The 11,621-nt window shown below is 53.3% G+C and carries 9 protein-coding genes; all 9 read right to left on the bottom strand.

Annotation, left to right across the window (positions count from 1 at the left end; translation table 11 throughout):
- Window positions 1–136: 136 nt before the first annotated feature.
- The 9 genes from B9Z42_RS05210 to B9Z42_RS05170 all read right to left on the bottom strand — a co-directional run bounded on the left by B9Z42_RS05210 (window position 137) and on the right by B9Z42_RS05170 (window position 11,601).
- Entirely contained in the window at window positions 137–1,459 is a 1,323-nt protein-coding gene (locus B9Z42_RS05210; protein ID WP_233203534.1) for a tyrosine-type recombinase/integrase, read from the bottom strand.
- A 122-nt stretch (window positions 1,460–1,581) separates the two neighbouring features.
- Window positions 1,582–3,198 (bottom strand): glutamine-hydrolyzing GMP synthase, encoded by a 1,617-nt coding sequence (gene guaA / locus B9Z42_RS05205; protein WP_100132258.1) that lies wholly within the window; start codon window positions 3,196–3,198, stop codon window positions 1,582–1,584.
- Window positions 3,199–3,307: 109 nt separating this feature from the next.
- Complete coding sequence (locus tag B9Z42_RS05200; protein WP_199171981.1) at window positions 3,308–4,465, bottom strand: adenylate/guanylate cyclase domain-containing protein; 1,158 nt, start codon at window positions 4,463–4,465, stop codon at window positions 3,308–3,310.
- On the bottom strand, window positions 4,392–5,237 hold the full coding sequence (locus B9Z42_RS05195; protein WP_158235906.1) for a protein-glutamate O-methyltransferase CheR: 846 nt from the start codon (window positions 5,235–5,237) through the stop codon (window positions 4,392–4,394). The genes B9Z42_RS05200 and B9Z42_RS05195 overlap by 74 nt, the downstream gene beginning before the upstream one ends.
- On the bottom strand, window positions 5,224–6,300 hold the full coding sequence (locus B9Z42_RS05190) for a chemotaxis response regulator protein-glutamate methylesterase (protein WP_100132255.1): 1,077 nt from the start codon (window positions 6,298–6,300) through the stop codon (window positions 5,224–5,226). The genes B9Z42_RS05195 and B9Z42_RS05190 overlap by 14 nt, the downstream gene beginning before the upstream one ends.
- A gap of 12 nt (window positions 6,301–6,312) precedes the next feature.
- On the bottom strand, window positions 6,313–8,418 hold the full coding sequence (locus tag B9Z42_RS05185; protein WP_100132254.1) for a xanthine dehydrogenase family protein molybdopterin-binding subunit: 2,106 nt from the start codon (window positions 8,416–8,418) through the stop codon (window positions 6,313–6,315).
- A 12-nt stretch (window positions 8,419–8,430) separates the two neighbouring features.
- Entirely contained in the window at window positions 8,431–8,883 is a 453-nt protein-coding gene (locus B9Z42_RS05180) for a (2Fe-2S)-binding protein (RefSeq protein WP_100132253.1), read from the bottom strand.
- Complete coding sequence (locus B9Z42_RS05175) at window positions 8,880–9,356, bottom strand: chemotaxis protein CheW (protein ID WP_100132252.1); 477 nt, start codon at window positions 9,354–9,356, stop codon at window positions 8,880–8,882. Before B9Z42_RS05175 ends, B9Z42_RS05180 begins: the two co-directional genes overlap by 4 nt.
- A 4-nt stretch (window positions 9,357–9,360) precedes the next feature.
- Window positions 9,361–11,601: a chemotaxis protein CheA gene (locus B9Z42_RS05170; protein ID WP_100132251.1), complete on the bottom strand. Its 2,241-nt coding sequence runs from the start codon at window positions 11,599–11,601 to the stop codon at window positions 9,361–9,363.
- Window positions 11,602–11,621: the final 20 nt, after the last annotated feature.

Here is an 11,621-nt window from a genome sequence, read left to right as displayed (position 1 = left end):
CGCCAAGAAGTGGACGATGCCGGTGCAAAACTGGAAGCCCGTGCTGAACCGATTTACGATCCAGTTTGAGGGAAGGATGCCGACGAATTAACACTCGCTCCGTTTACACAAAATTCGGGACACCCTCAGCAACTGTTCATTTTGGAACAAGAATCCCATCTACGTATTCGTAATCAGCAAGCGCATTGCTAACCATCTTTGCTTCTGTCGTGTGATAGTACGTTTTCTCAATTTGCGTGATGCTCGTGCCACACATTTCAGCAACTGCTGATGGGGGTAAGTTGCTGTTAACACGCTGTGTGATGAAGTAATGACGAAAGCTGTATGGCACTAGACCACGACCATCAACGTCTTTGATTTCAGCTTTTTCAAGAACTTTTTTGAAGTGATGGTCAATTGCTCGTGTAGTAATTGATTTTTTACCATCAGCACTAAAAATCAACTCAGTTTTGACTAACTCTTTGAGTTGTTCATCAGTCATTTTGTCTTTGTGGCGCTGTCTAGTCAGTCGTAAAGCGATTGAATAGTACCTATTGTCTCTGACAACAAATCTACGAGTTTTTCTAACTTTACTCGTCTCACCACGAACAGTAATCTTCACTAAGTCAAACGACTTGTTAAGAGCTTGCTTATGCTCCATGTCAGAAATATCACCCCATTTCTGTTGAAGCAACTCCCCTCGCCTCATACCTGTGACCATTAAGATGCCCAAATATGCCCCTGTAATTGCTTTACTGAGCGCCAAAGCACCATCTAACTCTTTCTCAGCTTCTTCAATGTACGCCTTGATAGCTTTATCAATACTTGCTATTTCAGCGTCTGTGAAAGTTTGTCGTCTGTTTTCTTCTAAGCCCTTATCAATTGGCTTTAGCTTCTTAAAGTCAAACTTATCAATGTAAGTCTCGTTCTTTTTATAGAGCCATTCCATCATTGAATTGATAGTACTTTGCTCATGTTCAACTGTAATTTGACTGACTTTTAGCTTTTCCTCGCCTTTAACCTTCGTGCGAGAGTGATAGTAATTCTCACAATCAGTACGCTCTAATTCCTTGAGTTTCGTATCTTTGTGAATGAACTTAAGCCAATGCTTTAAGTGCGTAGCAATTGTTTTATACCTACCAATCACAATCAACTCAGCTTCAACGTCTTTCATGCGTTGCTCTAAGTACATATCAACACCATCTTGTGTTGTGATTGAGAAGTACGTTTTTCCTGAAAGTTGCTTAGCCATTAGCTCGTGATAGTGGAGCTTGGCTTTGTCTATCGCTGTGCTTTGATTACGTGTTTTTAGGCTGAAACGTGCGTACTTGTGCTCTTTATTGAGCCACATTCGCATCTGCCAATAGTCACCACGTTTATAGACTAACGCATCCTCAAAGATTGGGATTTCGTCATCGTTAAATTCTCGTTTTTTGAGTGACATAGGTGTTTGGGTAGCTACGAAAACAAGTCGTTTCACGAGTGTGAAACCTCACGTGTAACTGTATACCCAAACCCTAATTAAATCAATAATTTATTTGGTATGTGGAAGTTTTGTGTAACAAAGAAACCCAGTGTTTATGCGGGTTACAGAAGGAAAAGTCACTCCCACTCGATGGTCGCCGGTGGTTTTGAAGACACGTCGTAGGTCACTCGGTTGATGCCACGCACCTCGTTGATGATGCGGCCCGAGACTTTCTTGAGCAGCGCATAAGGCAACTCGGCCCAGTCTGCCGTCATGAAGTCGCTGGTTTGCACGGCGCGCAAGGCCACCACGTAGTCGTAGGTGCGGCCATCGCCCATCACGCCCACGCTCTTGACGGGCAAGAACACGGTGAAGGCTTGGCTGGTCAATGCGTACCAAGATTTGCCCGTGGCTTCGTCTTTGAAGTTGTGCAGCTCTTCAATGAAGATCGCGTCGGCACGGCGCAGCAAGTCGGCGTATTCCTTTTTCACTTCGCCCAAAATGCGCACGCCCAAGCCTGGGCCGGGGAATGGGTGGCGGTACACCATGTCGTGAGGTAGCCCTAAGGCCACGCCGAGTTCGCGCACTTCGTCTTTGAACAATTCGCGCAATGGCTCCAAGAGTTTCAAGCCCAGCTGCTCGGGCAAGCCGCCCACGTTGTGGTGGCTCTTGATCGTCACGGCTTTTTTGCTCTTCGCACCACCGGACTCGATCACGTCTGGGTAAATCGTGCCTTGGGCCAAGAATGTGGCGCCTTTGTGGCCACCGTCGCCCGCCTTGAGTTTGGCCGCTTGTTCTTTGAACACGTCCACAAACAAGCCACCGATGATTTTGCGTTTGGCTTCTGGCTCGCTCACGCCCGCCAACTTGCCCAAGAACAGGTCGCTGGCGTCCACACGAATCACATGGGCGTGCAACTTGCCCACGAACATGTCCATCACCATGTCGCCTTCATTCAAGCGCAACAAGCCGTGGTCCACAAACACACAGGTGAGTTTGTCGCCAATGGCACGGTGAATCAGGGCTGCGGCGACGGACGAATCCACGCCGCCCGACAGGCCCAAGATGACTTCTTCGTCACCCACTTGTTGGCGAATGGCGGCCACTGCTTCTTCGATGTAGTCGCCCATGATCCAGTCGGGGCGCGTACCGCAAATATCCAGCACAAACCGGTTCAACAAGGCTTGTCCTTGCACCGTGTGCGTGACTTCGGGGTGGAACTGCACTGCGTAAAACTTGCGGGCTTCATCTGCCATACCGGCGATCGGGCAAGCAGGCGTTGAGGCCATGACCTTGAAGCCTTCGGGCAACTGCGTCACCTTGTCGCCGTGGCTCATCCAAACTTTCAGCATGCCATTGCCTTCGGGCGTGTTGAAGTCTTCAATGCCTTTCAGCAACGATGTGTGGCCGTGGGCGCGCACCTCGGCGTAGCCAAACTCGCGTGTGGTGCCCGCCTCCACCTTACCCCCCAGCTGGGTGGCCATGGTTTGCATGCCGTAGCAAATACCCAACACGGGAATACCCAGTTCAAACACGGCGTCTGGCGCGCGGTCATCCACCTCGTACACGCTGGCGTGGCTGCCTGACAGGATGATGCCCTTCAAGTTGCCGTCTTTGGCGTAGTCGCGCACCCAGTCGCTGGTCACGTCGCAAGGATGAACTTCACAAAACACATGGGCCTCGCGCACACGGCGGGCGATGAGTTGGGTGACTTGAGAGCCGAAATCGAGGATGAGGATTTTTTGGTGCGACATAAATAAAAAATGGCCGTCAAATGGCCTTCGCCTTATTGTCTCAAAAAACAAAGCCTCCTCGGCTCAATGATTTGAGTGAGGCGACTCAAGCACATTGACCCCGCATGAATTACGCAGCGCGGCCTATCAGGAAATGGGTGTTAACAGGGCCCAACCCTTTGCACTCGACTTGTCCACAAGGTTCAAACATAAACTTATCCGCCAAAGCGGCTTGTGTGGTCGGTGATATTTGCACGCGTCCTGGTCTCGAGGTGGACTCCATGCGGCTTGCCAGGTTCACCGTATTGCCCCAAAGATCGTACGAAAATTTGGTGTACCCGATGACCCCAGCCACCACAGGGCCTGTATTGAGTCCGATGCGCATGTCCAGTGTCATGCCGTTCTTTTGATTGAACTGTGCCAAATCTTCAAACATACCTAAGGCCATATCCGCAGCTATTTCTGCATGATCGGCACGGGGTATGGGCAAGCCAGCGGCCGCCATGTAAGCATCACCAATGGTTTTTATCTTTTCCAGTCCTAAAAGCCTGGCGCGCTTGTCAAATCGTGTAAAGAGATCGTTGAGCATGCTGACTAAGGCGACTGGTGAGAGTCCAGATGCCATGCGCGTGAAGCCAACTAAATCGCTGAACAAGATTGTGACGTCCGGGTATTCGCTCGAAATAGTTTGCTCATGGTCACGAAGTTGGTCAGCAATCGGCTTTGGCAAGATGTTGAGCATCAAGCGTTCCGTTTTCATTTGCTCGATCTGCAACATCTCCTTTTCCGCTTGCAGTTGGTTTAGATAGGATTTTTCAGCATCGCGCAGACGTTTTTTTTCGTAGCTCGAGAGCACACGCGCCCGAAAGAGCACAGGATTGAAGGTTTTAGGTAGGTAGTCTTCTGCCCCAATTTCGATGCAGCGGACGGTTTTGTCCAGCTCTTCTGCGCTCGAAATGACAATCACCGGCACATGACGCAAATGCTCACTGTCTTTGATTCGCTCCAGCACGCCCAAACCATCGAGCTCAGGCATCTCCATGTCCAGCAGCATGAGATCGACTGTGTGCTTCTCGAGCATGTCTAAAGCAACGAGTCCATCCTCAGCTTCCAAGATCTGTTCGATGCCCAACTTTTGCAGTTCACGAGCTAATACCTTACGCAGCGTTCGGCTGTCGTCGACCACAAGAACACGCATGGCGGACAGTGAATTTTCAGGAAAATTTATCATGTCGAGTGAAATACCCACCGCGTGCGGCTTTGTGTTGAATAAAAAGGTCGTGCTCAAAAATAGTCTCAGAAGCGCCAAGTATCAAGCTCGCGCCTGCTGCTGACATGCTTTGGTGGACACACCGCAAAACCTGCGACTTTTGATTGGCGCGGAAATAAATCAGTACGTTGCGCAGCAGCACCAAGTCAAAACCCGTTTCTGGAACAGGATCAAGCAGATTGTGGCGTGCGACCCCAATCCAACGCTTCAGTTGTGGTGCGAGCGAGAAGTGGCCATCGGGTTGAATCAGAAAATGTCGCGACTTCTGTTCTGAACTCAGCCCCTTGTCCAACTCTTGGCCGCTATAGCGTGCAGCTTGGGCTTGCGCTAGCGTCTGCTCGCAGATGTCGGTCGCCCAGATCTGTACCTGCCAGTCTCGGACCTCAGGAAAATGGTCGTACAACAAAATGGCCAAGCTGCAAGCCTCTTGTCCTGTGGAGGTTCCAGCAGACCATACTTTCAGGACGCGCCGTGAACGAGCACGTTCTAACACCTCAGGCAGCACCGTATGGCGCAAGGTTTCGAAACAAAAATCGTCCCTGAAAAAACGGGTCTCCTGTGTGGTCATCGCTTCGAAGCATGCCCAATGCAGTTCACCCACCGGGCTCTGGGAAAGAGACCGAAGTAATGCGCGCCAATCCTCCATGCCTCGGGCACGTGCGATTGGCTGCAATCGAGACGCCACGAGGTATTGCTTTTCCAAGCCCAAGGCCAAACCTAAATGTTGTTCAACTTGTTCTAAAAAAGGCCCTGTTTCAGGCCAGACTTGGACGGTTTCAGACTTGAACACGGCGAACAATACTCGAAGCAATGTCTTGCAAGGGCAGAACTGCATGTGCCAAACCGGCTTGAGCCACCGCCCCCGGCATGCCCCACACCACGCTGGTGTATTGATCCTGAACCCAGACCTCACCGCCAGCGTCGACGATGGACTGGCTGCCCTGCAAACCATCGTGTCCCATGCCTGTCATGACCACGCCTAGGAGCTGTTGTCCATAAACTTTGGCTGCCGAATTAAACAGTAAATCCACAGAGGGCTTGCAGGAGCTCTGTGGCGGCAAATCGACCACCCGCACATGCACGCCATGGGTTTTGCGCTCAAGAGTCATGTGCCAGCCACCCGGGGCTAAGTAAATATGGCCAGGCTGAACCAGCTGGTCATCGTAAGGCTCATGCACAGGCATGCAACCTAATCCGCTGAGTCGATCAGCAAGCAGCTGGGTGAAGCGTGGTGGCATATGTTGAACAACAAAGACCGGAATGCTCAAAGGTGTTGTCCAAGCTTCTATGAGGCTGACCAAGGCCACAGGTCCGCCTGTAGAAACGCCAATGCACACGGCTTCCAAACTTGCCGAACCAGCAAGCCTCGTTGTGTGGGTGGCTTGAGACCCGGGTCGTACGCCACGAAGCGTTGGAGTTGATGGCAATGCCTTGACCTTTGCAGCTTGCGCACACTCACCGAGGGCCAGAACTTTGGGAATCAACTCTTGCTGAAGCACTTGAAGGGCTTGATTCAAATCATTCATCTGTGTTGGCTTGCCAACATAGTCACTTGCACCTCGAGTCAGCGCCTCGATCGTGGTTTGAGCGCCTCGCTGGGTCAACGAACTGAACATCAGCACGGGCAATCGACGATCTCTGCGACGGATTTCGTCCAACGCAGTCAATCCGTCCATCACAGGCATTTCTACATCTAGGATGACTAGATCGGGTTTGCACCGGTCTAACGCTTGCAATGCCTGATGGCCATCTTCAGCTGTTCCCACGACACGGATTGAGGCGTGAGCTTCCAGCGTGCTGATGATCAGCTTGCGCATCACCAGGGAGTCATCGACTACAAGCACGTCGATCATTTGTGTCCCAACTTAGCTAGTGATGAAGGGCATGCTTCGCAGACGCTTGCCACTGGCACGAGCCCAGGCATTGGCAATGGCAGGCGCTGCGGCGGGTACACCGGCCTCCCCCACACCGCTGGGCGGGTGATCGGTGCTGAGCACTTGCACGTCGACTTCGGGGACTTCGGAAAAGCGCAGCATCGAATAGCTATCAAAGTTATCTTCGACGACTGCACCGTTCTTGATCGTGATGCTGTTACGCATGGCGCTGCTGTATCCCCATAACAGTCCACCTTCAATCTGCGCTTCAATTTGATTGGGTCTTAAAGCAATACCTGCATCGATCACACAGCTGATTTTGTGAACGCGCGGGTTACCGTCCTCAGAGGACACCTCAGCGGCCACAGCCACATATGACCCGTAGGAATAACAAATCGCTACGCCCAAATGTCGGCCCGCTGGTTGAGGCTTTCCCCAAGCTACCTTACTGGCCAGCGTCTGCAACACCACCTGCGCACGGGGGTGGTTGCCAAGATGGCGCAAACGGAATGCGATCGGATCTTGTCCACTGCCTTGGGCCATCTCATCCATCAGAGACTCGATCGCAAAGGCGTTGAGGTTGTAGCTGACCCCGCGCCAAAAGCCCACGCGGACACCGACATCCTGCATGACCGATTCGAGTCGAAGGTGAGGCACCTCGTATGGAAAATCCTTCAGACCTTCCACCATGAAAGGATCGACACCTTTACTCACCCCTTGCGGCCTAAAGCGTTTAAGGATCGAGGGAGACACCAATTTTCCGCTCAACATTTCCAAGCGACCATCAGCCGCTAAACGGGCTGCAAAGCGGTGCAACGATGGTGGGCGGTAGAAGTCGTGTTGCGTGTCGTCTTCTCGGCTCCATGTCAGCCGAATGGGCTGCTGACTGAGCTTGGCGATCATCACAGCCTGTGTGACACAGTCCAGCTCCATCTTGCGACCGAAGCCGCCACCTAGGAAAGTGGTGTGGACATGAATTTGCTCGAAGGGCAGGCCTGTGATGGCTTTGGCCACAGCGCTCACACCTTGCTGGAATTGGAAAGGCCCCCAGACGTGACAGGCATCGATCTGCAGCACCACGCTGCAGTTCATAGGTTCCAATGCAGCATGCGCCAGAAGCGGTTGTCGGTACTCCATCCGCACGCTTCCAGTGCTTTGCGAGACCTCGGGTGCCTCCCCTACTTGGTTGATCACGAACCCGCTGGTGTTGTCTGCAGCATGCGCCAACACAGCGTCGATTGCGGCGTTATCAACAACGGGTGGTAAATGCGAAGTGTCCCAACTGATTTTGAGCTTTTCGCGTGCCTGCTGAACAATGTGGAAATCATCGGCCACCACCGCCACACCGTCAGGCAAGTTGAAGATGCCCCTGACACCCGCGATAGCGCGCGCCGCCGTGTCGTCCACTTTGACGGGTTTGCCCCCGATCACGGGGCACATGCTGACGCCCGCGCTGAGCATGCCAGGTTGGCGCACATCGATACCAAACACTGGTTTGCCCAGCACTTTGTCCCGTGTATCCAGACGGCGCAAACGCTTTCCTATGAATCGGTATTGGTCTGACGACTTGGGGATGGCGGGCTGAGCTAAATTTTGTTGCGCAGCTAGGTTGGCAAACTCGCCATAGGTTGCCTGGCGCAGGCCAGACTTGATCACACCATGGGCAGCTACACATTCGGAGATGGGTACATCCCACTTCGCTGCAGCGGCCTGCAGCAACAAAGCCCGCGCCGTTGCACCAACTTGACGAAGTTTGCCCCACGCCTCACGGACGGAAGTGGAACTGCCTGTCACCTGTATGCCTCCGAGCAATGCGTTGCCATAGAGGGCCGCATTACTGGGGGCCATTTCGACACGGATGAGATCAAATGGGTGATCCAACTCCTCCGCAATCAGCATGGCTAAGGTGGTGTGGACATCCTGTCCCATCTCCGATCGTGCCGAAAAAATGGTCAAGTGATTGTCTTTGGACAGTCGCAACCATGGGCTCGTGAGTTCGGCACTTGCGGCCCACACGGTTTGTGATGTGCCTGACAGGCCTAACCAAAGACCAGAAATGGCTGCAGTGCTGGTTTGCAAAAATTGACGTCGTTGCATTTGATTTCCTACTTAAGCCAGTTTTTGCGCGGCCAAATGAATAGCTTTGCGTATGCGCGAGTAGGTCCCACAACGACACACATTTTTTTTCATCGCGTCGTTGATGTCGTCGTTGCTGGGCTTGATGTTGTCTTTGAGCAAGGCTGCTGCAGCCATCTGCATGCCGGACTGGCAGTAACCGCACTGTGGCACGTCTAGCTCGATCCATGCAGCCTGGATAGCTTGTCCAATTCGAGGCGGGAGGCCTTCAAGCGTGCTGATCTTTTGGGCTTGAACGTCGTCAGCACTGACCGAGCATGAACGTGTCAGCGTCCCATCAACATGCACCGAGCATGCTCCGCAAAGACCCTGACCACATCCGTATTTCACACTGGTGAGCTGCAGGTGATCGCGTAAGACCCACAGCAAGGGGGTTTGTGGGTCGCCTTGAAAGTCTCTTGGCATTTGGTTGACCTGGAGTTTCATCGTGTGTCCTCAAGCGTGGAATTGAAGAAGCGGGCATCCGCCTGCAAAGGAATTTCATTGAGCGCTAGAACGTGCAGCAAAGCACTTGGCAATGGCACAGTGCCACAAACTATTCGGCCTAACGCCCCTTTAAGGGATACAGGGGCGGGACCAAGATCTACCTGCGGTACGGTATGGATATCACACACGTCATCAACCTTTAACCCCAACAGCCCCTGAGACGTCTGAGCAAAAACCCACAAGTCTGATTCTTTGTGAACGGGTTGCTCAAAGACGGTCACCTCTGATTTCAGGCAACTCGCCATATCAATCCCCACGGCTAAAGCACCACGCAAGTTGATGAGTCCAAGCACGTGATCAGCCGATTGAGGCAGACGGGTCAGCTCGGCGGAGCGTGAAACTTCAATAACTTGTTCAGCCGGCACACCGAGCAAAAGACCCGACACACGAAAGCTCATGTAGGTGTTCAGCATGGCATCACGCCTCCACGTTTTCAAAACGCATGCTTGGCACAGAGTTGCCCTGCAACAGTTGGGGGAGGTGTAGCACGTTGACCACTTCACCTTGGTGCAAGACCATGCCTTGGAGGCCAAATTGCAAGATTTCAGCTTGGTCTAACTGGCGCGCCAGATCCGCGATGCCCACGATGTGCTGCACCACCAAGCCAACCAAGGCCTGACCATGCCAGCACATGACGATGTTCAAGTGATGGTCGTAGACCAACTTGGATGGATGTGTTTCGGGCATGAGCAAGGCCTCAAGGTTCAGCAAGCGAACCACATAGCCTTGATAAGAAAGAACGGCATGGCCAGCCTGTTCCGTCACAGCTTTGGCATCCACCTTGTCGAGCCGCCAGACAAATGTCATGGGAATGGCCGACAGACCAAACGTGGGGATATGCACCAGCAGCATAGGTAGCGTGTCACGTACCTCCTGCGCCACAGATTTTGCTTGGTGGACGCTCATCTCTAGCCGCGCGTTGCTGCTCGAGCGCCGCGCCAATTGCCCCACATCAAGAATCAGTGCAACACGGCCATCGCCCTGAATGGTTGCGCCCGTGAACAAACTTCCTTGTTGTAGGGCAGCTGGCAGAGGCTTAATGACGATCTCTTGCAGATTCAAAATCTCGTCCACCAACAGGCCCAAACGCAGGTCAGCCACCTCGATCACCACAATGTTCCAGGGTTCACCGTCTTGGCGCGCACGCTCTGGTAGCTCAACCCACTGGCGGAGTTCATACAGGGGTATCAGCTGTTGGCGGCGACGAAGCACCCGTGTGCCATAGAAATCTTCGATCGTGTCTGTGCCCACGCCTGACTTGTGGCGCAGTAATTCACGCACAGGCGCTTGAGGCAGGGCGTAATGTTCATCGCCAGCCTTAACCAGCAGAGCTGGGATGATGGCCAGTGTGAGCGGCACGGTCAGGGTACAACGCGTCCCATGACCCCAGACACTGCGCAATCGGATATGCCCGCCCACGGCTGATAGGTTGGTGCGCACCACATCCATGCCCACACCTCGACCGGAAATTTCTGTGACTTCGTCTCGCGTGGAAAAACCTGGCAAGAAGATAAATTCAGACAGCTGCTCGTCGCTCAATGCGGGCAAGGCTTCGGGACTCAACAGCCCACGCGTCACTGCGCGCTGGGCAATCGCGCTCATATTCAGGCCTCGACCATCATCTTCGAGAACCACGACCACGGTGCCGTTTTCATAGCGCGCATCGATCGTCACCTGTCCCTGTCTAGGCTTGCCAACGGCCAGCCGCTCTTGGGGACTTTCGATGCCGTGGTCAATGCAATTGCGTAACAAGTGCATTACCGGATCCTTGATGGCATCGAGCATGGCACGGTCGAGTTCGGTGTCTTGTCCACGGCAAACCACCTCGACTTCTTTGCCGCAAGTCAGCGCAACATCACGGGCCAGTCTGGGAATGCGGCTCCAGAGCTGCCCAATCGTTTGCATGCGGGTTTTGAGAACGCGCTCCTGCAACGTCAGCGTCAGACGGTCGATCGTTGCGACGATCGAGGCCAAGACTCGGTCATTGTGTTGCTGCGCATAAGGCAGCAGTCGGTTGCGCGCGAGCACGAGCTCGCTCACGTTGTTCACCATATCGTCGAGCAGTTCGACGGATACTTTCACAGGCGCTAATGCATCACTGCTGCGGCCCTCAGACAACGGCTCGACGGGTATCGGTGCCTCCGCCAAGGTAGATTGGGGTGGACTTGCTTCCACGTCGGGCGCGACAGCCAATGCCAGCAGCGGCGTCAGTACCTCAGCCGCATGCGCCTCAAAACTCGGCACTGTGATCGGTGTCTGATCCGCATGATCGTCCTCGTGAGAGAGGGTGCGCAGTCGTTCAATCAGTGACGTGTCCTCACCCGGTAGTTCCTCTTTGTGCGCTTCGAGCGCACGGATGAGCAACCGTAAACCGTCGAGAAACGCCAGCAGGGCATCTGTCCGAGCCGGCGTGATATTTATTCTTCCATCACGCAAATGTCCCAGCAAGGTCTCAGCCGCATGACTCAGGCGTTCGATGCGCTTAAGACCAAAAAATCCGCTGCTGCCCTTGATGGTGTGGATGGCTCTGAACACATTCGCCAAAGTCGCCTTGTCATTGGGAAACTTTTCAAGCTGCAACACACCTTGGTCCAGCTTGTCCATGGCCTCCCATGCTTCTGCAATGAAATCTGCCAGCAGTTCATCATGGGCATCCATGGTGTGTTCCGTCAGTGCTG

Source organism: Limnohabitans sp. B9-3 (genome assembly GCF_002778325.1).
GTDB classification, from domain to species: Bacteria; Pseudomonadota; Gammaproteobacteria; order Burkholderiales; family Burkholderiaceae_C; genus Limnohabitans; species Limnohabitans kasalickyi.
The sequence above is the reverse complement of the archived record's forward strand: the minus strand, read 5'-3'. Positions and strand labels throughout refer to the sequence as shown.